30 protein-coding genes and 1 pseudogene are annotated in these 23,438 nt (G+C 74.8%); 7 read left to right on the top strand and 24 right to left on the bottom strand.

Annotated elements, in window-relative coordinates:
* Positions 1–10: 10 nt before the first annotated feature.
* The 4 genes from folE to ACI78Q_RS17245 all read right to left on the bottom strand — a co-directional run bounded on the left by folE (position 11) and on the right by ACI78Q_RS17245 (position 2,199).
* Entirely contained in the window at positions 11–631 is a 621-nt protein-coding gene (gene folE, locus ACI78Q_RS17260; RefSeq protein WP_456924639.1) for a GTP cyclohydrolase I FolE, read from the bottom strand.
* A complete protein-coding gene (locus ACI78Q_RS17255) occupies positions 628–1,050 on the bottom strand; it encodes a hypothetical protein (RefSeq protein WP_456924638.1) in 423 nt (140 codons plus the stop codon). Before ACI78Q_RS17255 ends, folE begins: the two co-directional genes overlap by 4 nt.
* 74 nt (positions 1,051–1,124) lie before the next feature.
* Positions 1,125–1,802 (bottom strand): helix-turn-helix transcriptional regulator, encoded by a 678-nt coding sequence (locus ACI78Q_RS17250; protein WP_456924637.1) that lies wholly within the window; start codon positions 1,800–1,802, stop codon positions 1,125–1,127.
* A gap of 10 nt (positions 1,803–1,812) precedes the next feature.
* Positions 1,813–2,199 carry a DUF488 domain-containing protein gene (locus ACI78Q_RS17245; protein WP_456924636.1) on the bottom strand — a complete coding sequence of 129 codons (387 nt, stop codon included), beginning with the start codon at positions 2,197–2,199 and terminating at the stop codon, positions 1,813–1,815.
* A gap of 104 nt (positions 2,200–2,303) precedes the next feature.
* Between ACI78Q_RS17245 and ACI78Q_RS17240 the strand changes: the two genes are divergently transcribed.
* The 4 genes from ACI78Q_RS17240 to panB all read left to right on the top strand — a co-directional run bounded on the left by ACI78Q_RS17240 (position 2,304) and on the right by panB (position 6,491).
* Positions 2,304–2,840: a DinB family protein gene (locus tag ACI78Q_RS17240; protein ID WP_456924635.1), complete on the top strand. Its 537-nt coding sequence runs from the start codon at positions 2,304–2,306 to the stop codon at positions 2,838–2,840.
* Positions 2,841–2,963: 123 nt separating this feature from the next.
* Positions 2,964–3,773 carry a slipin family protein gene (locus tag ACI78Q_RS17235; protein ID WP_456924634.1) on the top strand — a complete coding sequence of 270 codons (810 nt, stop codon included), beginning with the start codon at positions 2,964–2,966 and terminating at the stop codon, positions 3,771–3,773.
* Between the two features lie 58 nt (positions 3,774–3,831).
* Complete coding sequence (locus tag ACI78Q_RS17230; protein WP_456924633.1) at positions 3,832–5,664, top strand: NAD+ synthase; 1,833 nt, start codon at positions 3,832–3,834, stop codon at positions 5,662–5,664.
* The gene (gene panB, locus ACI78Q_RS17225) at positions 5,661–6,491 is read left to right on the top strand and encodes a 3-methyl-2-oxobutanoate hydroxymethyltransferase (RefSeq protein WP_456924632.1); all 831 of its coding nucleotides are present in this window, start codon (positions 5,661–5,663) and stop codon (positions 6,489–6,491) included. Before ACI78Q_RS17230 ends, panB begins: the two co-directional genes overlap by 4 nt.
* Before the next feature lie 131 nt (positions 6,492–6,622).
* On the opposite strand, the gene npdG is transcribed toward panB, so the two are convergent.
* The 3 genes from npdG to ACI78Q_RS17210 all read right to left on the bottom strand — a co-directional run bounded on the left by npdG (position 6,623) and on the right by ACI78Q_RS17210 (position 8,100).
* Positions 6,623–7,318, bottom strand: coding sequence for an NADPH-dependent F420 reductase (gene npdG, locus ACI78Q_RS17220; protein WP_456924631.1), 696 nt, complete (start codon positions 7,316–7,318; stop codon positions 6,623–6,625).
* An 80-nt stretch (positions 7,319–7,398) separates the two neighbouring features.
* Entirely contained in the window at positions 7,399–7,581 is a 183-nt protein-coding gene (locus ACI78Q_RS17215; RefSeq protein WP_456924630.1) for a hypothetical protein, read from the bottom strand.
* A gap of 45 nt (positions 7,582–7,626) precedes the next feature.
* Positions 7,627–8,100, bottom strand: a complete 474-nt coding sequence (locus ACI78Q_RS17210; RefSeq protein ID WP_456924629.1) for a cupin domain-containing protein — start codon at positions 8,098–8,100, stop codon at positions 7,627–7,629.
* A gap of 132 nt (positions 8,101–8,232) precedes the next feature.
* Here ACI78Q_RS17210 and ACI78Q_RS17205 point away from each other — a divergent pair, with 132 nt between their 5' ends.
* Both ACI78Q_RS17205 and ACI78Q_RS17200 read left to right on the top strand, forming a co-directional pair.
* Entirely contained in the window at positions 8,233–9,348 is a 1,116-nt protein-coding gene (locus ACI78Q_RS17205; protein WP_456924628.1) for a GGDEF domain-containing protein, read from the top strand.
* Positions 9,349–9,392: 44 nt separating this feature from the next.
* Positions 9,393–10,697, top strand: coding sequence for a M24 family metallopeptidase (locus ACI78Q_RS17200; RefSeq protein WP_456924627.1), 1,305 nt, complete (start codon positions 9,393–9,395; stop codon positions 10,695–10,697).
* 9 nt (positions 10,698–10,706) lie between these two features.
* Here ACI78Q_RS17200 and ACI78Q_RS17195 read toward each other — a convergent pair whose 3' ends face one another.
* The 5 genes from ACI78Q_RS17195 to ACI78Q_RS17175 form a co-directional block, all read right to left on the bottom strand.
* A complete protein-coding gene (locus ACI78Q_RS17195) occupies positions 10,707–11,141 on the bottom strand; it encodes a ChaB family protein (RefSeq protein ID WP_456924626.1) in 435 nt (144 codons plus the stop codon).
* Positions 11,142–11,220: 79 nt separating this feature from the next.
* Complete coding sequence (locus ACI78Q_RS17190; protein WP_456924674.1) at positions 11,221–11,583, bottom strand: acyl-CoA thioesterase; 363 nt, start codon at positions 11,581–11,583, stop codon at positions 11,221–11,223.
* 23 nt (positions 11,584–11,606) lie between these two features.
* Positions 11,607–11,837: a hypothetical protein gene (locus tag ACI78Q_RS17185; protein WP_456924625.1), complete on the bottom strand. Its 231-nt coding sequence runs from the start codon at positions 11,835–11,837 to the stop codon at positions 11,607–11,609.
* Position 11,838: 1 nt separating this feature from the next.
* On the bottom strand, positions 11,839–12,096 hold the full coding sequence (locus ACI78Q_RS17180) for a DUF2795 domain-containing protein (RefSeq protein ID WP_456924624.1): 258 nt from the start codon (positions 12,094–12,096) through the stop codon (positions 11,839–11,841).
* A gap of 28 nt (positions 12,097–12,124) precedes the next feature.
* Positions 12,125–13,258, bottom strand: a complete 1,134-nt coding sequence (locus tag ACI78Q_RS17175; protein WP_456924623.1) for a baeRF2 domain-containing protein — start codon at positions 13,256–13,258, stop codon at positions 12,125–12,127.
* Positions 13,259–13,398: 140 nt separating this feature from the next.
* On the opposite strand from ACI78Q_RS17175, the gene ACI78Q_RS17170 reads away from it, so the two are divergent.
* Positions 13,399–13,743, top strand: a complete 345-nt coding sequence (locus ACI78Q_RS17170; protein WP_456924622.1) for a hypothetical protein — start codon at positions 13,399–13,401, stop codon at positions 13,741–13,743.
* 48 nt (positions 13,744–13,791) lie between these two features.
* Here the strand turns inward: ACI78Q_RS17170 and ACI78Q_RS17165 are convergent, their stop codons facing one another.
* The 12 genes and pseudogenes from ACI78Q_RS17165 to ACI78Q_RS17110 form a co-directional block, all read right to left on the bottom strand.
* Complete coding sequence (locus ACI78Q_RS17165) at positions 13,792–14,682, bottom strand: type II secretion system F family protein (protein WP_456924621.1); 891 nt, start codon at positions 14,680–14,682, stop codon at positions 13,792–13,794.
* A complete protein-coding gene (locus ACI78Q_RS17160; protein WP_456924620.1) occupies positions 14,682–15,623 on the bottom strand; it encodes a type II secretion system F family protein in 942 nt (313 codons plus the stop codon). The genes ACI78Q_RS17165 and ACI78Q_RS17160 overlap by 1 nt, the downstream gene beginning before the upstream one ends.
* The gene (locus ACI78Q_RS17155; RefSeq protein WP_456924619.1) at positions 15,623–17,035 is read right to left on the bottom strand and encodes a CpaF family protein; all 1,413 of its coding nucleotides are present in this window, start codon (positions 17,033–17,035) and stop codon (positions 15,623–15,625) included. The genes ACI78Q_RS17160 and ACI78Q_RS17155 overlap by 1 nt, the downstream gene beginning before the upstream one ends.
* Positions 17,032–18,222, bottom strand: coding sequence for an AAA family ATPase (locus ACI78Q_RS17150; protein ID WP_456924618.1), 1,191 nt, complete (start codon positions 18,220–18,222; stop codon positions 17,032–17,034). The genes ACI78Q_RS17155 and ACI78Q_RS17150 overlap by 4 nt, the downstream gene beginning before the upstream one ends.
* On the bottom strand, positions 18,219–19,007 hold the full coding sequence (gene cpaB / locus ACI78Q_RS17145; protein WP_456924617.1) for a Flp pilus assembly protein CpaB: 789 nt from the start codon (positions 19,005–19,007) through the stop codon (positions 18,219–18,221). The genes ACI78Q_RS17150 and cpaB overlap by 4 nt, the downstream gene beginning before the upstream one ends.
* An 8-nt stretch (positions 19,008–19,015) precedes the next feature.
* Complete coding sequence (locus ACI78Q_RS17140; protein ID WP_456924616.1) at positions 19,016–19,975, bottom strand: pilus assembly protein TadG-related protein; 960 nt, start codon at positions 19,973–19,975, stop codon at positions 19,016–19,018.
* Positions 19,963–20,358, bottom strand: coding sequence for a TadE/TadG family type IV pilus assembly protein (locus ACI78Q_RS17135; RefSeq protein WP_456924615.1), 396 nt, complete (start codon positions 20,356–20,358; stop codon positions 19,963–19,965). Before ACI78Q_RS17135 ends, ACI78Q_RS17140 begins: the two co-directional genes overlap by 13 nt.
* A 101-nt stretch (positions 20,359–20,459) precedes the next feature.
* Positions 20,460–20,672, bottom strand: a complete 213-nt coding sequence (locus ACI78Q_RS17130) for a Flp family type IVb pilin (protein WP_456924673.1) — start codon at positions 20,670–20,672, stop codon at positions 20,460–20,462.
* Between the two features lie 217 nt (positions 20,673–20,889).
* Positions 20,890–21,561 (bottom strand): prepilin peptidase, encoded by a 672-nt coding sequence (locus tag ACI78Q_RS17125; RefSeq protein WP_456924614.1) that lies wholly within the window; start codon positions 21,559–21,561, stop codon positions 20,890–20,892.
* Positions 21,562–21,714: 153 nt separating this feature from the next.
* Positions 21,715–22,416, bottom strand: a complete 702-nt coding sequence (locus ACI78Q_RS17120) for a hypothetical protein (protein WP_456924613.1) — start codon at positions 22,414–22,416, stop codon at positions 21,715–21,717.
* Positions 22,413–22,559: a hypothetical protein gene (locus ACI78Q_RS17115; protein ID WP_456924612.1), complete on the bottom strand. Its 147-nt coding sequence runs from the start codon at positions 22,557–22,559 to the stop codon at positions 22,413–22,415. Before ACI78Q_RS17115 ends, ACI78Q_RS17120 begins: the two co-directional genes overlap by 4 nt.
* 238 nt (positions 22,560–22,797) lie before the next feature.
* A pseudogene (locus ACI78Q_RS17110) lies at positions 22,798–23,438 on the bottom strand (PKD domain-containing protein); the annotation flags it as partial.

Here is a 23,438-nt window from a genome sequence, read left to right as displayed (position 1 = left end):
CCGGGACGGGTCAGGCGGTGGTTCCGGTCAGGGCGAAGAACTCGGCGCGGGAGCGGGCGTCGGACCGGAGGACGCCGTGCAGCGCCGAGGTGACGGTGCGGGCGCCGGGCGCGCGGACGCCGCGCAGGGACATGCACAGGTGCTCGGCCTCGATGACCACGCCGACCCCGCGCGGGGCGAGGTGCTCCTGCAGCCAGTCGGCGACCTGCTGGGTCAGCCGCTCCTGCACCTGGAGGTCGCGGGCGAACAGCTCGAGGACGCGGGCGAGCTTCGACAGCCCGAGGATCCGGCCGGCCGGCAGGTAGCCGATGTGCGCGACCCCGGAGAACGGGAGCAGGTGGTGCTCGCACAGCGACTGCACCGGGATGTCCTTGGCGATGACCAGCTCGTCGTAGCCCTCGTTGGCGAAGGTCGTGAGGTCGAAGGGACGGCCGGTCAGCAGCTCGGCGAAGGACTCGGCGACCCGCCGTGGCGTCTCGGCCAGGTGCGGGGACCCAGGGTCCTTGCCGAGGGCCCGGAGCAGGGCGGTCACCGCCTCCTCGGCGGCGGCCACGTCGACCCCGGTGCCGGGACGGACCGCCCGCAGGTGGCCGCTCCGGCTGGTGCCCGCCGCGGCCGCGAGCTCGCTCACGCGTGGGCCTCGGCGCGGGCGTCGTGGCGGGCGGCCAGCCGGGCGAGGGCGACCGCGGCGACGAGCAGCCCGAGGTCCCGGAGGGCGACGTCGTAGAAGCCGGGGACCGTCAGCAGGTTGACGATGATGCCGCCGAGCCACGCGGCGACCAGCCAGCCGCCGAAGCGGGGGGCAACGGCCACCACGACGCCGGCCAGCACCTCGACGACGCCCACCGCGTACATGGCCTGCTGCGCGGTGCCGGGCAGCAGGTCGTCGACCCACGGGGCGAGGTAGCCGGGCCAGTCGGTGAGCAGGTTGGCGAACTTGTCCAGGCCGAAGGCGATCGGGGCGATCGTGAACACCGTGCGCAGCAGCACGAAGGCCTGGTGGGCCGGGTCGGCGACCGTGGCGCGGGGCCGGGTGAGGTGGATCGTCATGGCAGACCCTCCTTCTAAAACCAACGATGGCTAGAAGTAGAGACCTGGGTCACAGTCCTGTCAATCCCTCCCGGCTACGGCTCGAGGCGGACGCAGCAGCGGTCCGGGCTGGGCGCCAGCCGGGCTGCCCAGCCGGTGCCGGGCACCGCCTCCAGGAGCCCCTCCAGCAGCTGCAGGTTCATGCCGCACACCAGCGCGGTGTGCTCGCGGGCCAGGGCGTGGAACGGGCAGTTGGCCAGCGTGGTCGCGCCGTCCTCGGTCCGGGGCTCGAAGCCGGCGCCCTCCAGGGCCTCGACGACGCGGGCGCGCGGCTCGCCGCCCGCACTCCCCGCCGAGTCGCCGAGCTCCCGGCCGCGGGCGCGGGCCCGCCGGCCGAGCACGACCCGCGGCGGCTCACCGGAGGCGTCGGCCTCCTCCAGCGCGCCGGCGAGCAGCTCACCGGCCAGGTCGTACCGGCGCTCGGGGAAGGAGACCTCGACCGCGCACCCCGCCCGCCGGTACAGCTTCGCGGGGCGGCCCGCCCCGGGCCCGGACCGGCCGGTGCGCCGCTCGAAGGAGACCTCGAGCAGCCCGTCGGCCACCAGGCGGTCCAGGTGGAAGGCGGTCGTCGGGCGCGGGACCCCGAGCGCGCCGGCTGCGTCGTCCCGGCTCACCGCGGCCGGCTGCCGGACGACGTAGTCGTAGAGCCGGCGCCGGGTGGGCTCGGCGAGGGCGGCCACCGCGGCGACCCGCGCGCTCCGGTCGGCGTCCACACCCGGGATTCTAGGACTCAGAGTCGTTGGCGGAAGAGTCTTCCGCCAGCCGGGCGAGCAGGTGCTCGCGCAGCACGAGGGCGCTGTTGTGCTCCCGGTCGCGGGCGCTGTACAGCAGCGTCACGTCCCCGGCGCGGGCGGCGTCGAGCAGCGGCTGCACCGCTCCGGGCGAGGACTCGAGCTCGGCCAGGTAGCGCCGGCGGAACTCCGTCCACCGCTGCGGGTCGTGCCCGAACCAGCGGCGCAGCTCCGTGCTCGGCGCGACGTCCTTCGCCCAGCCGTCCAGCGGCAGGTCGTCCCGGCGGACGCCGCGCGGCCACAACCGCTCGACGAGGAAGCGCGGCCCGCTCCCACGGGCGCCGTCGGCGTCGTGGACGCGGGCGAGCCGGATCCCCACGGGGCCTCCTCGGTCGAGGGCCGGAGCGGGAGTGACGAGTACCACACTTCCGTCCGAGGACAAGGTCCCTGGTCAGCCGTCCGCGTGTCGGCCACGCTGCGCGGATGACGACCGTCGTACCGAGCCGCGTGTCCGGAGCAGCCGAGGCCCTGGCGCGTCAGCAGGCGCGTGTCGACCTGCTGGTCGCGCGGGCGGTCTCCTCGGGACGGTGGGACGCATCCCTCTCGGCCGCGGACCGCGCCCGCCTGGTCGCGCTCGGCCACTTCCCCGCCTACGACGCGGAGCTGCACTGGACGCCGTGCGAGGTGGCCGGCCACCTGCGCGACAGCGCCCTGGTCTTCACCGAGCGCATCTACCGGCTGCGCACGGAGACCGACCCGCTGCTGCCCGACTTCGAGACCGACGAGCCCGCCCGCGTGGCCGGGTACCACACCGTTCCGCCGGTGCAGCTCGCCGAGCAGCTGCGGCGGGCCCAGGCCGCCCTGTTCGACAGCGTGGCGCGCCTCGACCCGGCCGACCTCCACCGGACCGGCCGGCACGAGGTCGACGGCCGCACCACCCTCGCCGAGGTCCTCGCGTTCCTCCCGGCCCACCAGCGCGACCACGCCGACCAGCTGGCCGCCCTGCTGGCCGGCGGCTGAACCGGGGGCCGACGCCCCCTCCTCGCCGCGGCCCGGATCTAGCATGTGACGGCCACCAGGAGAGCGCCGCGGCCACGGGCGCGACCCGCACGCCCGGCCGTGGCGCCGGTGGCGGAGGGCGAGATGGACGCCGTTCTGGCAGTGGTCGTCATCGCGGTCCTGGCCCTGGTCGTGCTGGCCGTGTCCAGCGTGCGGGTGGTCTCCCAGTACGAGCGCGGCGTGGTCCTGCGGCTCGGCCGGCTGCACGGTGAGACCCGTGCGCCGGGGCTGGCCCTCATCGCCCCCGCGGTCGACCGCATGCACAAGGTCAACATGCAGATCGTCACGATGCCGGTGCCGGCTCAGGAGGGGATCACCCGCGACAACGTCACGGTCAAGGTCGACGCCGTCGTCTACTGGCGGGTCTTCGACCCCGTGCGCGTGGTCGTCGACGTGCAGAACTACCAGGCGGCGATCGGCCAGGTCGCCCAGGCCTCCCTGCGGTCGATCATCGGCAAGAGCGACCTCGACGACCTGCTGTCCAACCGCGAGCGGCTCAACCAGGGCCTGGAGCTGATGATGGACAGCCCGGCCGTCGACTGGGGTGTGCACATCGACCGCGTGGACATCAAGGACGTCGCGCTGCCCGAGTCGATGAAGCGCTCGATGTCCCGCCAGGCCGAGGCCGAGCGCGAACGCCGGTCCCGGGTGATCACCGCCGAGGGCGAGCTCCAGGCCTCCCAGAAGCTGGCCCAGGCCGCCGAGGTGATGGCCACCCAGCCGGCCGCGCTCCAGCTGCGGCTGCTCCAGACGATGGTGGAGGTCGCCGCGGAGAAGAACTCCACCGTGGTGCTGCCGTTCCCCGTCGAGCTGCTGCGGTTCCTCGAGCGGACCACCCCGGCGGAGACGGTCACGGCTCCCGCCGTGACCAACGGCGTCCCCGTCCGTTCGTGATCACGGGAACAGCCCTCCCGCCTGGCCGGGGACCCGGGAGGACGACGAGACTGACCGGGTGACTGGACAGCAGGTACAACTCCGGGTGGCCCTGGCCCAGGTCGACACCCGGGTCGGCGACATCCCCGGCAACGTCGAGCTGGTGACCCGCTGGACGGCGAAGGCGGCCGAGGCCGGCGCGCACCTCGTCGTCTTCCCCGAGATGACCCTCACCGGCTACCCGCCCGAGGACCTCGTCCTCCGGGAGTCCTTCGCGCGCTCCAGCGAGCACGCGCTGGTCGACCTCGCCGCCTCCCTGGCCGACCAGGGCCTGGGCGGCATGGCGGTCGTCGTCGGCTACCTGGCCCACACCGAGGGCGCCGGCCCGGCCCCGGTGGAGTCGATGCCCGAGGACGACCGCCCGGCCGACGCCAACCCGCGCCGCGGCGCACCGCGCAACGGCGCCGCCCTGCTCTACGGCGGGGACGTCGTCGTCCGCTACTACAAGCGGCACCTGCCCAACTACGGCGTCTTCGACGAGGCGCGCTACTTCGTGCCCGGCACCGAGCTCCCGGTCGTGCGGCTGCACGGCATCGACGTCGCGCTCACCGTGTGCGAGGACCTCTGGGTCGAGGGCGGCCCGTGCGGCGTCGCCGGTCAGGCGGGGGTCGACCTGGTCGTCTCCCCCAACGCCTCGCCCTACGAGCGGGCCAAGGACGACCTGCGGCTGCCGCTGGTCCGCCGCCGCGCCGCCGAGGCGCGGGCCACGGTCGTCTACTGCAACCAGGTGGGCGGGCAGGACGAGCTGGTCTTCGACGGCGACTCGATGGCCGTGGCTCCGGACGGCGAGCTGCTCGGCCGCGCCCCGCAGTTCGTCGAGCACCTGCTGACCGCCGACCTGACCATCGACCCGTCGTCGGTGCCCGAGCGGCGCGAGGGCCGCATCGGGCCGATGACGGTCACCCGGCACGTGGTGTCCGAGCAGCCGCTGCCGGCCTTCGACGCCCGGCCGCCGTCCATCGTCGAGCCGCTGGAGGACTGCGAGGAGGTCTGGCGGGCGCTGGTCCTGGGCCTGCGCGACTTCATCGACAAGAACGGCATGCCCTCGGTGGTGCTGGGCCTGTCCGGCGGCATCGACTCCGCCGTCGTCGCCGCCCTCGCCGTCGACGCCCTCGGCCCCGACCGGGTGTACGGCGTCGGGCTGCCGTCGAAGTACTCCAGCGAGCACTCGCTGGCCGACGCCGAGGACCTCGCCAAGCGGACCGGGCTGCACTACACGGTGGTGCCGATCGCGCCGATGGTCGACGCCTACCACGCGTCGGTCGAGCTCAGCGGGGTCGCCGCGGAGAACCTGCAGGCGCGGGTGCGCGGCACGCTGCTCATGGGGCTGTCCAACCAGTCCGGGCACCTGCTGCTGACCACCGGCAACAAGAGCGAGGTGGCCGTCGGCTACTCCACCCTCTACGGGGACTCGGCGGGCGGCTTCGGGCCGATCAAGGACGTCCCCAAGACCCTGGTGTGGGAGCTGGCCCGCTGGCGCAACGCCTGGGCCCGCGACCACGGGGAGACCGAGCCGATCCCGCAGAACTCCATCGACAAGCCGCCGTCGGCCGAGCTCGCCCCCGGCCAGGTGGACACCGACTCGCTGCCCTCCTACGAGGAGCTCGACGCGGTCATCGCCGACTACGTCGACCGCGACCTCGGGATGGCCGAGCTGCTCGAGCGCGGCCACGACCCCGAGGTGGTCGCCCGCGTGCTGCGGCTGGTCGACGCCGCCGAGTTCAAGCGCCGGCAGTCGGCTCCGGGAACGAAGATCAGCCTGAAGGCGTTCGGCCGTGATCGGCGTCTGCCGATCACCAACCGCTGGCGGGAGTCCCTGCCCAGCGTCCGCGAGGGAGCGGCACAGTCATGAGCGAATCGGTGCTCTACGGCGGGACCTCGACCGCCCGGGTACGCGTGCACCACCTGCAGCAGGCCAAGGAGCGCGGCGAGAAGTGGGCCATGCTCACCGCCTACGACACGGTGAGCGCATCGGTGTTCGAGGAGGCCGGCATCCCGGTGCTCCTGGTGGGCGACTCCGGCGGCAACGTCGTCCTCGGGCTGGACAGCACCGTGCCCGTGACCCTCGAGGACATGCTGCTGATGACCCGCGCGGTCACCCGCTCCACCCGGCGCGCGCTGGTCGTGGCCGACCTGCCCTTCGGCAGCTACGAGGCCGGACCGCAGCAGGCGCTGGCCAGCGCCGTCCGGCTGATGAAGGAGGGCGGGGCGCAGGCGGTCAAGCTCGAGGGCGGGGTGCGGGTCGCGCCGCAGATCCGGGCGTTGACCGAGGCCGGCATCCCCGTGATGGCGCACATCGGGTTCACCCCGCAGAGCGAGCACGCCCTCGGCGGTTTCCGGGTGCAGGGTCGCGGGGCCGGCGCCGAGCAGCTGCTGGCCGACGCGCACGCCGTCCAGGAGGCCGGGGCGTTCTCGGTCGTCATGGAGATGGTCCCGGCCGAGATCGCCGGCCAGGTCACCAAGGAGCTGGCCATCCCGACCATCGGCATCGGCGCCGGCGTCGACTGCGACGCCCAGGTGCTGGTCTGGCCGGACATGGCCGGGATGACCGGCGGGCGGGTGCCGCGGTTCGTGAAGCAGTACGCCGACCTGCGGGCCGAGCTGCTGCGCGCGGCCCGCGAGTACGCCGACGACGTCCGTACCGGCACCTTCCCCGGCCCCGAGCACTCCTTCGAGTAGCCCTCCGCCGGCTCACCCCGGCCGAGTGGGCAGTTGCGGTCGCCGACACGCGGGAACCCGCCGAGGGCGGCGACGACGACTGCCCACTCGGCCCGCTGCCCGTCGAGGAGCGGCCGGAGCGGCGGACGGCGTCAGACGTCGGTGACTCGGATGCCGGCGTGCGCCTTGTACCGGCGGTTCACCGACACCAGGTTGATGGTGAGCGCCTCGACCTGGCGGGCGTTGCGCAGCCGGCCGGCGTAGACCCCGCGCATCCCGGGCAGCCGGCCGGCCAGCGCCTGCACCGTGTCGGTCGCCTCGCGCACGTCGCCGACGACCATGACGTCGCCGTCCAGGGTCGGCTTGGAGAGGTCCTCGAGCAGGACGGCCGACAGGTGGTGGAAGGCGCCGACCACGTGCGAGTCGGGCAGCAGGGCCGCGGCCTGCTGGGCCACCGACCCCTCCGGCACGTCGAGCACGTAGGCGCCGAGCTCGTCGAAGGCCATGGGGACGACGCAGTCGACGACGACCTTCCCCGCCAGCGGGGTGGCCAGCTCGGCGAGGGTGTCGGCGTGCCCGGCGAACGGCACCGCGACGATCACCAGGTCCGCCGCACCCGCGACGTCCACGTTCGACCCGCCCTGCACCGAGACCTCGGCGCCGCCGGTCGCGACGGCGGCCCGGGAGGCGACCTCGGCGGCGACGTCCGTGCACCGCTCCGGGTCGCGGGACCCGAGCAGCACCCGCTGTCCGACGGCGGCCAGTCGGACGGCGAGCCCGCGCCCCTGGGGTCCGGTGCCACCGAGCACCCCGACGACCAGCTCCTCCACCGAACGTCCGTCAGCCACGTCGCCACCTCTCGCGCGCCGGACCGCCCGGCACCCCGCCGCTGATCATGCCCGGACGGCCGGCGACCCGAACCGGCCGCTCAGTCGCCCTCCCACGCGCGGTCCTCGTTGGTCAGCCGTTCCTCGCGCTCGGCCACCGACTGCAGGGCGTGCTCGGCTTCCTCGCGCGTGGCGTACGGGCCGAGCCGGTGCCGCTCGGCGCAGCCGTCCCGGTCCTCGACGGTGTGGTGCTTGAGGCAGTAGAACCACGGTCCCTGCGCCATGTGCGACCTCCTCGCGATCGGGCTGGTCCGCCCACCCTCCCACCGTCAGACGTCCACCATCACCTGGTCGTGCCGGGCGTAGAAGGCGGTCATCTCCTCCGGGGACAGCTGCCGGCCGCTGCGGCGCAGTTCGGCCATCTCGGCGAAGAAGTGCTCCCGGGCGATGCCGGGCGCGAAGAGGATGAGGAAGGAGACCGGCTCGTCGCCGTCGTTGCGGAACCCGTGGACGCCGCGCTCGTGCACGAGCGCGTAGTCCCCCGCCGCGTGCGGCCGCCAGGCGCCGTCGGCGTAGACGGTCAGCTCGCCGGAGAGCACGAAGAACGCCTCGGAGAAGGTCGAGTGGTAGTGCGGGGCCGCGCCGCGGCTGCGCGGCGCGACCGAGTACTCGACCAGGCCGTACCGGCCGCCGGTGACCGACCCGGGCGCGACCATGCGCAGCGCGCTCGTCTCGCCGTTGGCCACCATCGGGTGCTCGGACAGCGTGCGGACGACGACCAGCCCGGGCTCCGGGTGCGACATGGCCGCCACCCTGGCACCGCGAGCGGGCCGCGTCGACCTCCGCGCGGCGAGTTCAGCCGCCCATACGGAACTCGCAAGACTCGCGACGGCCTGCGACTTCCGGCCGCCTGCCCGGTACGGCATCCTGCTTCCGTGACCGGACGGCGACGCATGGGCACCGACACACCGAGCAGCGCGGTGAACCGCGGGCCGGAGCACCGGGTGGCCGTGATGGTCCTCGCCGTCCTCACCTTCCTCGGCGGGCTCGTCGGCTCGGTGGCGCTGCTCTTCGACGGCACGGTGCACCCCGGGCCCGCGCGGCTCTGGTACGCCGCCGTGATGCTCACGTGCCTGGTCGTCTCCCTGTCGCTGGCGGTGCGGCAGCGGGCCGGCCCCTGGGCGACCTTCGGGCTGGTGCTCCTCGGCCACGTGGTCTACGTCGTCGCCGTCCTCAGCATCGAGGAGCCCCGGCACGCACCACCGTTGCTGCTGCTCTTCCCGTGTTTCGTCGCAGCGTGGTTCCTCGGCCCGTGGATGGTCGGGGTCAGCATGCTGATGACCGTCCTGTCCTGTGCGATCGCGCTGACGCACTCCGAGAGCTCCGTGCTGGCAGTCCTCATCCAGGTCGCGATCTCCGCCGGGGTGCTCAACGCCGCGTCCCTCGGCGTCTACGTGCTGCGCCGCCGCGTGCAGCGACTGCTCGGAGCCACGCAGGCGCTGTCCCTCCAGGACCCGCTCACCGGCCTGGCCAACCGCCGCTACCTCGTCGAGCACGCCCCGCGGGTGTGGCGCCAGGCCCGCCGCGAGGGCACCCGGGTCGCGGCCATGGTGCTCGACCTCGACCACTTCAAGCAGCTCAACGACGCCCACGGGCACGCCGCGGGTGACGCGGTGCTGCGGGCGGTCGCCGCCTCGCTGGCGGCGACGGTGCGCCCCACGGACGTGCTGGCCCGCATCGGCGGCGAGGAACTGGTCGTGCTCGGCCTCGTCAGCGACTCCGCCGAGGCCGGCCGGCTGGCCGAGCGGCTGCGGACGGCGGTCTCGACCAGCCGCAGCGAGGCGGGGCACTCGGTCACCGCCTCGATCGGCATCGCGCTGGTCCGGCCGGTCGACGGCGAGGACGCCGCGGCCGCGACCTGGCGGCTCATCGACCGGGCCGACGGCGCCATGTACGAGGCCAAGCAGGCCGGGCGGGACCGGGTGGCCGCCGTCGTGCCGCGGCAGCGCACCGCCGGTGACCACCTGCCGGCGGCCGGCGAGCCCGCCTGAGCTCTCGACCGGTGGGGACGCCGGTTCTCTGCTTCCCTGTCCCCATGACCCTCGTCGCGCCCGACCCGACCCGCACGGTGCCCTTGCCGCTGCGCGAGCAGGCCGACGTCCGCGACCGGTGGCTCACCCAGCGGGTGCTCGACCTGCTGCCCGGCCTCATGGACCGCGCCGGGATCGACCTGTGGCTCGTGGTCGGCCGCGAGTACAACGAGGACCCGGTGCTGGCGACGCTGCTGCCGGCGACCTGGCTGTCCGCGCGGCGGCGCACGATCCTGGTGCTGCACCGCAGCGACGACGGCGTGACGGCGGCGGCCGCCTCCCGCTACCCGGTCGGTCAGTTCCTGCCGGCCTGGTCGCCGGAGGACGCCGGGGACCGGCCGGCCGAGGAGGCGCAGTGGGCCGAGGTGCGCCGCATCGTGGAGCAGGCCGACCCGCGGCGGATCGGGATCGACGTGTCGGCGGACTTCGCGCTGGCCGACGGCCTCTCCCACACCGAGCACCGGCAGCTCACCGAAGCTCTCGGCCCCTATGCCAGCCGGCTGGTGTCGGCCGAGGAGCTCGCGGTCAGCTGGTTGGAGACGCGGTTGCCCGAGGAGATCGCGGCGCTGCACGGACTCAACCGGCTGGTCGCCGAGGTGGTCGCCGAGGCCTTCTCCCCCGCCGTGCTGTCCGTCGGGGCGACCACCGCCACCGACCTCGCCTGGTGGATCCGGCAGCGGCTGACCGACCGCGGGGTCGACCCGTGGTTCCACCCGGTCGTGGACCTGCAGCGTGCCGGCGTGCCCCCGATCGAGGAGTGCGGCGCGCTGCTGCCCGCCGTTCCCTACGACTCGCCCGTGCTCCCCGGCGACCTCGTGCACTGCGACGTCGGGGCGTCCAGCCTGGGGCTGAAGAGCGACAGCCAGCGCACGGGGTACGTGTTGTGTCCCGGTGAGCGCGAGGCCCCGGCCGGGCTGCACCGGGCGCTGGCCACCGGCACGCGGCTGCAGGACCTCACCACCGCGGAGCTGCTCGTGGGCCGCACCGGGAACGAGGTGCTCACCGCCGCCCGCGCCGCCGCCGCGGCGGAGGGCATCGACGGGGACGTCTACTCCCACCCCGTCGGCTTCCACGGCCACGGCGCCGGCCCGGCCATCGGCCTGTGGGACGACCAGGACGGCGTCCCCGGCGCCGGCGACCGGGTGCTGCACCCCGACACCGTGTACGCGCTGGAGCTGTGCGTGCGGGTGCCGGTGCCCGAGTGGGGCGGCCAGCCGGTGCGCTGCGCGTTGGAGGAGGGCATCGCCCTGACCGACGAGGGCGTCACCTACCTCGGCGACCGGCAGACCGAGCTGATCCTCATCCGCTGAGCGGGGCCCTCACCCCTTCTTCTTGCGCGCCTCGGCGGTCTTCTCGTCGTTCGCCTTCTGGACGGCGTCGACCAGTTCCTTCTTCTTCATCTTCGAGCGGCCGGAGACGCCGAGCTTCTTGGCCAGCGCCAGCAGGTGCTCCTTGGAGGCGTTGGCGTCGACCCCGCCCTTGGTCTTCCGATCGGTGTCCCGGCCACCGGCGGCCTGCGCGTCCGACGGTCCCTTCCTGCCGCCCTCCTTCGGCGCCCACCGGTCCCCGACCTTCTCGAAGCTGTGCTTGACCGCCGACCAGGCCGTCTGGTTGGCCCGCTGCTCGTCGTCGTAGGAGTCCATGGCCGAGTCGTAGGCCTTGGTGAAGGTCCGCTGGGCCTTCTTCGGCGAGCGCCGCAGGGTGCTGGGCAGCTCGTCCTGCTTGGCGGTGCCCTTCTTCGTCGTCTTCGGCATGGGCCGCCCCTACCCGCGGCACGCGCCAAGATCACATCCGCGGCGACGGGGCCGGCGTCGCGACCAGGTCCTCCGCGGCTCAGGCCGCGGCGAACCGCGACCAGTGGGCCCGCTCGGCGTCGGTCATCGCCCGGCTGGTGTCGGTGACGAAGTCGAACAGCACCATGACGACGTCGGCCCGGATGGCCACCTCGCCGTCCTGGAGCAGCTCCTGGCGCAGGGTGAGGGACTTCGTGCCGAGCCGGGTGACCGTGCTGCGCACGCACAGCCGCTCGCGCACCCGGTAGTACAGCTGGCGCAGGTAGTCGACCTCGAGCCGGGCGAGGATCACCCCGCCGTCCCCCGGCGCCCCCTCGGTCATCGCCAGCCGCGCGTCCTCGATGAGGGCGAGCGCCCGCGCGTGGTTGACGTGGCCGAGGGAGTCCGGGTCCGACCAGCGCAGCTGGACCTCGTGCTCGTGGACGCTCAGGGCAGGTCCGCGGTGTCGGAGGACTGCCGGTGCCCGCCCTGCGCGTCGTCGGGGTCGGTGTGGACCGTCCGCTCCTCGGACTCCGCCAGGATCACCTCCGCGGCGACCTCCTCCATGCCGCTGCCGTGGAGGTCCTCCTCCTCGGGCAGCAGCTGCGACCGGGTGCGGACGTTGTCCTCGGTGACGTTGGCCAGCGCCTCGGGGCTGGGCTCCTTCTGCGTGGTCATCTCAGAAGCGCTCCTGCTCGGTGCCGATGCCGAGCGCGCGGGCGACGTCCTGCACGTTGGTGAACTGCTCCCCCTCGGGCAGGCGGCGCAGGTCGGACAGCACGCGGTCGGTGGCGTTGGACTCCTGCGCCTTCGCCACGAGGGTGTCGCGGTCGGCCGGCCACACCTCCTTGCCGAGGGCCTCGGCGATGGCGGCGCGGCGCTCGACGTCGGCCTCGGAGGTGCCGGGGGACGTGGCGGGGGTGTGCGGGTCGGTCATCGGGAGGTCCCTCCGTCGTCGGGGATGGTCACTGGGCCGACGGCGTCGACGCGTCGGTGTAGCGCAGGACGGCGGCCACCGGGACGTCGTCGGGCATCGCCGCCCGCGGGACGACGACGACGCCGGCGCTGCTGGCGACCGACGCCGCGAGCAGCGCGCTGGGGGCCGGGACGACGGTGCCGTGGATGCCGAGGGCGTCCATGTCGTGCTGGTCGACCCCGAGCTCGAGCGGGGAGTTGCCGACCAGCAGCGTCGCCCCGTCGTCGGGCTGGTCGGCCAGCACGAGGGTCTCGACCTGGCCCTTGCGGAGCGCCTCGACGACCGCCGCGGTGCCGGTCACGGCCAGCCCGTGCGCGCCGGCCGCCTGGACCTTCTCGACCGCGTCGGCTTCGTCGTGCCCCTCGTGCTCGGCGACCAGCTCGGCGGCCCGCCGGGCGCCCGGCGCGCGGGCGGCGCCGGCCCCGCGGCCGCCCTCCTCCATGGTGACGACGAGGTCCTTCCAGGCCTCCCCGGCCTGGTCGGCGAGCAGCGTGCGGGCACGGACGTCGCCGGCGACGAGGACGAACCGCGGGGACAGGCGGCGGGCGTAGGAGGAGATCCGGTCGGCGACGCGGCCGGCGTTGTCCTCCCACTGCCCCTCGGCGCTGTTCTGCCAGTGGTCGTGGGCCCAGCCGCCGACCTTCACCTTGCGGATGTGGAAGGTCTCGCCCGAGACCGTCTCCTCCTCGCCGCCCTCGCCCGGCATGCCGACGTAGCTGATGTCACCGCCGGTCCGGTCGACCAGGACGACGATGTGCGGGATCCGTCCGGGCAGCTCGCGCAGCACCGGGAGGACGTCGGCGTGGGGCGACCACTGCGCCACCTCCTGCCGCGGCGCCTCGACCAGCGGCTGGTCGAGGACGACGCTCCCGTCGGCGGCGACGACCACGGCCCGGCCGCGCAGCGTGGCGACGTCCCCGCCGTCGTTGGCCTCGAGCAGCCGGCCGCGGACCGCCTCGACGACCACCTCGGGGGCGCCCTGCTCGGTGAGCCTCTCGGCGAGGGCGCGGACCCGCAGCTCGACCTCGGTGTCGGCGTTCTCGGTGGTGTGCGTGACGTCGGCGCACACGGTGGCGTACGGCCCGGTGGCGCTGAAGACCGGCTCCAGGAAGGACACGTCCATGGGGTGGGAACCACTCCTCGATCGCTGGCGGAAGACGAACCGCGGGGCCCTGACGGGGCACTCCCGCCTCCGCCGCCTACCCACCGACCGGGGGCTCACACCCGGTGTCGGATGGGTGGGGCAGGGGTAGGCGGGCTGCCATGACCGAACACGACCAGCTGCCGCTGCCCGACTACGACCACCTGCCGGTCGACGGCCTCACCTCGCGGATCCGCACGCTGGACGCGGCGGGTCTGGAGACGCTGCTGGAGTACGAGCGCGCCCACGCCAACCGGCTGCAGGTGGTGACGATCATGGAGAACCGCCTCACCTCGCTGCACGAGGGCGCCCAGCCGTCCGGGGGCGACCCCGCCGCCGCGGCCGCCGACGACCCGGTGCACGCCTCGACCGGGTCGAAGGTCTCCGAGGCCACCTCCGGTCCCCCGGTGAACCCGCCGTCCCAGGGCGACCCGACCAACCCGGCGCAGCCGCGTTCCACCGGCTGAGCCGCCGCGGGTGCGGGAGCGGATGACCGCCGCGCTCCCGCACGCCGGTCATCCGCTGAAGGCGTCCACCATGTCCATCGCCGCGGGGCCGAGCAGCACGATGAACAGCGTCGGCAGGATGCACAGGATCAGCGGGAAGATCACCTTCACCGGGATCTGCATCGCCTTCTCCTCGGCCCGCTGCCGCCGCTTGAGCCGCATCTCCTGCGCCTGGGTGCGCAGCACGTCGGCGATCGAGACGCCGTACGCGTCGGCCTGGACGACCGCCCGGATGAAGCGGCGCAGGTCGGGCACCGACGTCCGCTCGGCCAGGGCCAGGTAGGCCTCCCGGCGGGGCTGGCCGACGGCGATGTCCTGCAGCGTCCGGACCAGCTCCTGCGCCAGCGGCCCGCGACCGTTGCGCCCGGCCCGGGCCATCGCCGCCTCGAACCCCAGGCCCGCCTCCACCGCGATGGTCATCTGGTCGAGGGTGTCGGCCAGTTCCAGCGCGATCGCCTGCTGCCGCTCCTGGCCCCGGCTGTACAGCAGCAGCTCGGGCACCACGTAGGCGACCCCGGTGACGACGACGGTCATGAGCACCGTCAGCGCCCCGGGCCGGGCGGCGACCACCAGCAGCCCGAGCGCCGCGGCCATCGCCGCGAGCACCAGCTTGGCGGCCACGAGGCGGGGCACCGGCCAGTCCGCCGGCCGGCCGGCGGCACCGGCCAGCCGGTTCAGCCGGGCCACGGTGCCCGCCGGGGTCAGCGCCCGGGCCAGCCGGCTCAGGACCCGCGGGCGGGCACGGACGCCCGCGGACCCGCCGGGGAGGTCGAGCCCGCGGGCGAGGTTGGCCCGCGTGCGCGCGGCGGCGTCCTGCGGGCGGGCGACCAGCGCCCAGCCGAGCAGGGGGACGGCGAGGGCGACGGCCGCGGCGGCGGCGACCACGGGCGCGGGCGTCATCAGAACGTGATCCGCACGGTCTTGCTGAGCCAGAGCCCGCCCACGACCAGAAGGACCGCCGCGCCGGCGAGCATCAGGTGCCCGGCGAGGCTCTCGGTGAAGGCGGCGAGGTAACCGGGGTTGGACACCGAGATGAAGCCGAGGACCCCGAACGGCAGCGCCATGAGCACCACCGCGGAGAGCTTGCCCTCGGCCGAGAGCGCCTTGACCTGCCGGCGGATGGCGTTGCGCTCCCGGATGGTGTGCCCGACGGTGTCGAGCACCTCGGCCAGGTTGCCGCCGACCTCGCGGTGGATGGCGATGGCCTGGGCGGTCCAGCGGAAGTCGTCGCTGCCCATCCGCTCGGCCACCTCGTCGAGGGCGTCGCCGAGGTCGCGGCCGACCCGCGTCTCGTTGACGATGCGGGCGAACTCCTCCGACGTGGGCGCCGCGGCCTCGGTGGCCACCGAGTCCACCGCCCGCAGCAGGCTGTGCCCGGCCCGCAGGCTGCTGGCCATGAGCTGCAGCGAGTCGTCGAGCTGGTCGGCGAAGGCCGCGCGCCGCCGGGCCGTGCGCACCGCCAGGAGCAGCCGGGCGCCCACCGGGGGCAGGGCCGCCAGCACCAGGCCCGCGAGCACGCCCCCGGCGAGGAAGCCGAGCGCGCCGAGGACGACGGTGGCCAGACCGACGGTCAGGACGAGGTCGGGCAGCGCGATGGTCATGCCGGCCCGCTCGAGCGCCGCGGTCCCGGCGGCTCCCCGGCCGCGCTTGACCAGCGCACGCTCGACGGCCGCCCCGGCGGCGGCCGAGGCGCCGGCCAGCGCGGAGGACGGCGGCGCGACCTGGGGGTCCAGCCGGCTCAGCGGCACCCGCCGCGGCCCGGTCGGGAGGACGACGAGCGCGACGAGCAGCAGTGCCCCGGTCAGCGCCGCGAGGCCGAGCAGCAGCAGCGCCGGGGACATCAGGCCCACCCCCGCCGCGGCGCGACGCTGCCGAAGACGCGGGGCGAGACCGTGATGCCGAGCTCGTCGAACCGGTCGGTGAACCGCGGCCGCACCCCGGTGGGCACCGGCTTGCCGAGGAACCGGCCGGAGGCGTCGACGCCGGCGGAGTAGTCGAAGACGAACGCGTCCTGCAGCGTGACCGTCTCCCCCTCCATGCCCTGGACCTCGGTCACGTGGGTCACCCTTCGCGTGCCGTCGCGCAGCCGGGTCAGCTGGACGACGACGTCGACGGCGGAGGCGATCTGCTCGCGGATGGCGCGCAGCGGGAGGTCCATCCCGGCCATGAGCACCAGCGTCTCCAGGCGGGCGACGGCGTCCCTCGGGGAGTTGGCGTGCACCGTGGACAGGGAGCCGTCGTGACCGGTGTTCATCGCCTGCAGCATGTCCAGGCTCTCCCCGCCACGGCACTCCCCCACGACGATGCGGTCCGGCCGCATCCGCAGGGAGTTGCGCACCAGGTCGCGGATCGTGATCGCGCCCCGGCCCTCGATGTTGGGGGGCCGTGACTCCAGGCGGACCACGTGGTCCTGCTGGAGCTGCAGCTCGACGGCGTCCTCGATGGTGACGATCCGCTCCCCGTCGGGGATGAAGGAGGACAGGACGTTGAGCAGCGTCGTCTTCCCGGTGCCGGTGCCCCCCGAGACGATGATGTTCAGCCGGGCCTCGACACAGGCCTGCAGCAGCTCCGCCATCTCCGGGGAGAGGGTGCCGAAGCCGATCAGGTCGTCGACGCCGAAGGGGTCCTTGGCGAACTTGCGGATGGTCAGCGTCGACCCGCTGAAGGCCAGCGGCGGGATGATCGCGTTCACCCGGGAGCCGTCGGCGAGGCGGGCGTCGACCAGCGGGGAGGACTCGTCGATGCGCCGTCCCACCCGGGAGACGATCCGGTCGATGACCCGGCGCAGGTGCTCCTCGGAGGTGAACCGGGAGCCGGTGCGCACCAGCTTGCCGCCCTGCTCGACGTAGACCATCTCCGGCCCGTTGCACATGATCTCGGTGACCGTGGGGTCGTCGAGCAGCCGCTGCAGCGGGCCCAGGCCCAGGACGTCGTCGGCCAGCTCGGCGGTGAGGCGCTGGCGCTCCTCCGCGCTGAGCGGGACCCGCTCCTCCTCGACCACCTCGTCGAGCTCCCCGAGCACGATGGTGCGCAGCTGGTCCTCGGACAGCGTCGGGTCGTTCATCCGGTTGCCCATGCGCTCGAACAGCGCCTTGGCCACGCGGTCCTTCAGCCTGCTGAGGGCGTCGGCCGGAGGCGCGGCCGCGGGCCCCGGGCGGGGCGCGGGGACGGGCGCCGGCGGGTGCACCGCCGCCACGGTCTCCGGCGCGGTGTGCCGGCCCTGGGCCGCGGCCAGTCGCGAGGCGAGGTTCACGACGCCGCCCGGTGCTTGGCCCGGTAGCGGCCGGGCTTCATCAGCGGGGTGGCGGCGAAGCGGGCGACGAGCCGGCGCAGCTCCTTGACCGCGGGGTCCTTGCGCCCGCCGGCCAGGATGGGCACGCCCTGGTTGGTCGACGCCGGCACCGCGGCCGAGCGCGGGATGACGACGTCCACCCCGGTGCCGATCGCGGTCTCCACGTCGCGGACGGACAGGCCGCCCTTGGGGTCGGCGAGGTTCATGACCACGTGCCGGCCCGCCGGGATCATGCACAGCTCGCGGAGGACGTCGAGCTCCTTGCGCAGCCCCCGCACACCGGGGACGTCCATGCTGCTGAGCATCACGACGTCGGTGGCGCGGTCCAGCGCGGCCAGGGTCTGCTCCGACAGGCCCGGCGCGGTGTCGACCACGACGTAACGGAACTCCCGGGCGAGGGAGGCGAGCAGCCGGGTGACGTCGGCGGCGGTGACGGTGTCGCCGGCCGCCGGCGACTCCGCGCCGCACACCGCGTACAGGCCGCTGGGGTGCTGGGTCAGGAAGGTCTTGAGGACCATCGTGTCCTCGCTGGCCGGGCCGTGGGCGGTGTCGGGCAGCGTGTACTCCGGCACGAGGCTCAGCGCGGAGGCGACGTCGCCGAACTGCACGTCCAGGTCGACCAGGACCGTCGACTGCGGCGCGGCGGCGGTCAGCCCGATCGCCAGGTTGGTGGCCACCGTGGTCTTGCCCACCCCGCCCTTGGGCGAGGCGATGGTGATGACCCGGCCGGTGTAGCGCGCGGTCTCCTCGACCGGACGCAGCACCCGCCGGCGGCCGGCCGAGGCGGCGCCGGCCCGCTCCACCGCGGCGCGGATCTCCTCGACACCGGCGCCGGGCGGCAGCAGATCCCGGATGCCGGCCCGCATGGCCGCCTGCCACATCTCCGGGGAGGGGTCGGCCAGGAGGACGACGCTGATCCCCGGGCACTGGACGTCGAGCCGCCCGGCCAGGGTCAGCACCTCCTGCGGGGGCGCCAGCGGGCCGATGAGCAGCACGTCGGGCAGCTCGCCGTCGCTCAGCTGCTCGAACAGGCGCGCCGGGTCGCCCGGGAGGCGGCCGGGCGGGAGGACGTGCACGTCGCCGTCGGCGGCGGCGTGCACGCGCCCCGACAGGTCGTCGTCGGCAGCGGCCAGGACAACGCGACTCACTTCGACCCCCCGTAGACACTGCCCAGGCCGGCGAGCGCGTCGCCGTAGACGTTGCCCTGGGTGACGATCCTGGTGCCGCTGTCGTCGGCTCCCTCGGGCTCGTGCGACAGCCACACGGTGCCGTGCTCCATGCCGAAGACGACCAGCTCCGCGTCCCGCGCCGGCACCGCGAGGGTGACCAGCAGGCTGTTCGTCGGCGCGGCGGCGCCGGAGGAGGCGGTCTCGGTCCCGTCCCCGTCCGCGGGCGCCGGGGCCCCCTGGACCTGCGTGACGAGCACGCCGTGGAGGGTCGCGTGGGTGGCGCCGATGGTCTTGCCGGCGTCGTTCTCCAGCGTCATGGAGACGTAGACGCCGATCTCGTCGCCCGCCGCGATCCGGCCGCCGACCGCGCGCTGCGGCTCCAGCAGCACGCTGACCTCCGAGGCCCCCTCCGGGACCGGGACGGTCCCGGGCGCGGCGAGGTCCTCCGGGACGGCGAAGCGGCTGTCCAGCAGCTGCTCCCCCGGCTGCAGGTCGACGGTGGCGACCCGCCCGGCGAGCGCGGCGAGGTCGGTCACCACCCCGTCGACGGCCGCCTTGGCCGGCAGCTGCTCGGTGCGCACCAGGTCCGAGAGGTCCTCGCCCGGCGTCCCCTGGGGGACCACCTGGTCGACCACCAGCACCGTCACGGTGCGGACCCCGGCCAGTGCACGGGCGTCGGCGCCGCGCACGTAGGCCAGGAGGACCACGGTGCCGGCGACGGCGAGGACGAGCGCCGCGAGAGCGGCGAGCAGTCGGCGTCTCACGAGAGCCCCTATCGGATGAGTCGGAGGACCCAGGCACCCAGCTGGGGTGCACCGGAGTCGTAGTCGAAGGCGTCGCCCAGGTCGACGAAGCGGGTGAAGTAGCCGGTCACGCAGCGCTCGCTGCCGCCGCACGGCCGGGGGCTGGAGCTGAACTGGCCGCCCAGGTGGTAGCCGGTCAGCCGGAAGGCGGCGTAGCCGTAGACCCGGTACCAGGCGTTGCTGCCGGTGTCGCCGTACCGGTCGAAGATCGGCAGCAGCACGGTCCGCCCCACCCACGAGGCGAAGTGGGCTGCGGTGCACGTGCTGGGCGGGGTGTTGCCCGTCGACGAGTACGACCGCTCCCCGACCGCGCTGGAGGCGCGGCAGTCACCCGGGTCGCTGACCAGGTAGCCGAAGCCCCCGGGGACGATGTTCTCCGAGGGTCCGGTGCAGTCCTCCGTCTCCGAGGACTTGGTCAGGTAGACGGTGTGCTCGGTGGTGGTCGACGGCAGGCCACCGCCGGTCTGCTGCTCGAACTCGCACCAGGAGAAGGTCAGCGGCAGCACGGCGGTGCCGCCGCTGGGGCCGCCCCAGGCCACCGTCGCGGTGGCCGAGACGGTGGTCGCGTCGTGCCCGATCACCGGTGCGAACCAGTGCTCCTGGGGGGTCTGCCCGGAGACGGTGACGCGGTTCGGGTTGCTCGCGAGGACCGGAGGGGCGGCCTCGGCGCTCCCGGTGTTGGCGTCGACCATGCCCTGCGCGGTGGCCTGCATGTCGCCGCAGGCACCTCGGGCACAGTCCTGGGCGACGGCGAGCGCGGCGGCGTCGGCCGCGGTCTGCAGCCGCGCCTTGGCGGCGTACAGCGCGCCGATGTCGACCGCGATGGCGGTGAAGCCGAGCAGCGGGACGAGCAGCAGCGCGAGCAGCACCGCCGACGCGCCGCGCTCGTCGGTGAGCCGGCGCCGGGGGCCCTTCCTCAGCCGTTGCACCGCATGACCCCCGTCCCGGTCAGGTCGAGGCTCGCCCCGAAGAAGCGGGTCAGGAAGGGCATCGGGTAGTCGATGGTCACGCGCACGTTCGTCGTGCCGGCCCCGGTGGCCGGGCAGGCGGCCGGGGTGACGACGATCTGCGCGTCGGCGATCGCCGGGTCGAGGGTCGGGGTGGCCTCGCGGACGGCGGTGCGCGCCGCGGCCGGGTCGTTCTGCAACGCCATGACGCGAGCGCCCTCGCGGGCGGCGGCGGCGAGGGTGCCCTGCACCTGGAAGGCGTGGCCGAACTCGGCGATGCCCAGGACCAGGACGACCAGCAGGGGCACGATGAACGCGAACTCCACCGCGGCCGCGCCGCGCTGGTCCAGCAACCGGTCGGGCACCGGTCCCCACCTCCTCCCTCGTCGTGTCCGGTGTGCAGCGGCGCGGCGGCCACCCGGGGGGACGGGGGCCGCCGCGCCGTGGCAGCTGCGGTGGGGCCGGGTCAGCCGGCGGTGTTGGCCTTGGTCAGCTCGTTCTTGACCGTGGTGAACAGCTTGTCGAGCTCACCCCCGAGCAGCACGACGGTCGCGATGATCGCGACGGCGATCAGGCCGACCAGCAGGCCGTACTCGACGGCGGTGGCGCCCTTCTCCTCACGCTCCAGGCGCTCCTTGGCGAAGGCGACGAGGGTGACGATGGCGGCGTAGGGGTGCATCACGGGTACTCCCTGGGGGACGGGCGCCGGCCGGTCCGGGTCGGTCGACCCGGCCTCGCGGCAGTGGGAGTGCTGTCGGTACGGCCGCGCGCCGACTTGAGGGACCACCACCCGGTCGGATGACACGGGCCCCTCTCCGGGGTGTGCGACCGAGCACCGGTCTCACGCGGTGTGACCGGCGTCCGCCGGGACGGGCCGTCGGGCGCGCGCCCCGCCCTCAGGGGACCAGCGCGCTCCAGCCGATCGCCACCGCGGCACCGGCCAGCATGGCCGGGCCGAAGGGGAGTTCGCCGCGCAGCCCGATCCGGCGGGTGACGAGCAGGCCGAGGGCGACCACGGCCTGGACGACGAACCCGGCCGCCGCGCCCAGGGCGACCGCCGGCCAGCCCAGCCAGCCGAGGTACAGGCCGAGCACGGCGGCGAGCTTGACGTCGCCCATCCCGAGTCCGCTGGGCGAGACCAGTGCGAGGACGAGGAAGGCCGCGAAGAGCGCCGCGGCGCCCAGCACCGCCCGCAGCAGCGCCGGCCAGGCGCCGTCCAGCGCGGCCGGGAGCACCAGCAGCGCCGCACCTCCCGCCAGCGAGGGCAGCACCACCCGGTTCGGGAGCAGCCGGTGGCGCAGGTCGACGACGGCGAGCAGGACCCCGGCGCCGGCCAGCAGGAGGAAGGCCGGCACCTCCCACGAGAGCCCGAACGCCCGGCCGACGAGCGCGAACAGCACTGCGGTGACGATCTCGAGCAGCGGTCGTGGGACCGCGGCCGCGCCCGGGGCGAGGACGTCGCTCAGCCGGGCTCCCGCCGGCCACGGGAACCGGCCGGCAGCGCGGTTGACGAGGACGCCCACGACGGCCCCCACCGCAGCTGCGGCGACGACGACGGCCGCGCTCACCGGCTCTGCGCTCCCACGCTCGTCACGATGGCACGGCGACGGGCCGGCACCCGGCAGCGCACCTCACCCTGTCGGGGGATTCCGCCCGGGGACGACGACGAGCCGCCGCCACGCACCGGGGGATGCACGACGGCGGCTCGGGCCATCGCCCGGTCAGCGGGTCGGGACGGCCCCGCTGAAGACGGCCGGGAAGCGGTGCCCGTCGACGTCGACGGAGAGGGCGACGTCGCCGAGCTGGTCGGCCGGGATGGCGAAGGAGTAGATCGCGGTGGCGCCGGCCCCCGGCTCCAGCACGCCGGTGAAGTCCACCGTGTCGCGGTCGTACAGCGGGGCGGCCTGCGACGCCCCTGCCGCGTAGACGGCCTGCACGACCACCGCGTTGACGTCCAACGGTGCCCCGGAGCCGTTGGTGAGCTCGAGGGTGAACACCGTCTGCGGCTGCCCGGCGAGGGCGCCGGGGCCGGAGCCCGCGGAGACCTGCTGGCGGGCCTCGGCGACCCGCACCGACACCCCGTCGGCCCACTCGGCGGAGGTGGTGAACTCCGCGGGCGCGGCCGCCACCGTGCGCTCCGCCTCCGGCACGCCCTCCCGGGCGACCACGGACGGTGCGGCCGCCACGGTCACCGGCGCCGGCGACTCCGTGGGCGTGGGCTCGGCCTCGGCGCCGGGCTCGGCCGTCGGGTCCGCGGGGGCGGAGGTGGTCGGCGCCGCAGCGGTCCCTGACCGCTGGTCGTCGCCCGGACCGGTCAGCCAGACCACCAGCCCGGCGGCCACGGCCAGCAGCACGACCACCGGGAGCCCGCGGCGGAGCAGCAGCGACCGGCTACCGCGCCCTGGGGCGGACCGGCGGCTCACGGGACCGGCCGGACGCTGGAGGCGGGAACCCGCACGGCGGTGGCGTCGGCGGCGCTGCTCGGGCGGGTGGCGCTGCTCGGACGGTAGGCCGTCAGGCCCACCGCCCCCGGCGTCTGCAGCGCGCCGGTGGACGATGCACTCATCGTTGATTCCCCCACGTGCGTCGTACACGAGCGCCGACCACCCTCGTGATCGACGTGTACCGACGGTGACGATGGCACGGGTCGACCCCCGCTGGGATCACACGATCCGGTGACGGACGGTGAGGATCCTCCCACGGGGGGAAGCTCATCTCGCGGTGGGTGACCGTCTCCGGACGCGCAGACGCCGATCGCCGGGGGCCGCGTGACAGCGGCCCCCGGCGATCGGGGTGCGGTGGGGTCAGCGCACCGCGGTCACCGCGAACGAGGTGACCCGGACCGCGGTGGCCGCGGTGGCGCTGGCCGGCCGGTAGGCGGAGATGCCCACCGAGCCGGCGGCCTGGAGCGCCGCGGTGGTGTCGGTGCGGACCAGCTGCGGCGTGGCCGGCTCGGCCTGCCCGTCGGCCCAGACCGAGGCGTTCACCGTGGTGGTGCCGGTCCCGGAGACCTGGACCCGCACGTTCAGCGTCGTGCCGGGCGTGTAGGTCAGCCCCGGGACGACGACCTCGCCGCCGGGCCAGGCCTCCGCGTTGCCGGCCAGCCGGGACAGCGTCAGCGACACCCGGCCGTCCGCGCCCACCTTGACCAGCACCCGGTACTCGTTGCCCGCCGACAGCCGCCGGCCCGAGACGTACACGTACGTGCCCGCACCGGTCGGCATCGAGCTCAGCGCGAACGACGTCCGCACGTCCGCGCCGGTCGTGGAGACCCCGCCCAGGTGGGCGCCGGTGTTGTTGCCCGCCGACGGCAGGTTCAGCACCGCCGCGCCCGGGGTCACCGACAGCCGGGTGGCGCCGGCCGTCGCCGTCCACGCGCCGCCCACGTCGGCCGTGCCCAGCCCGCCGGAGACGGTCCGCCCGAAGGCGTCGGAGGCCAACGCCG

The sequence above is a fragment of the Geodermatophilus sp. SYSU D00705 genome, from assembly GCF_054050135.1.
This window is presented reverse-complemented; position numbering and strand designations above follow the sequence as displayed.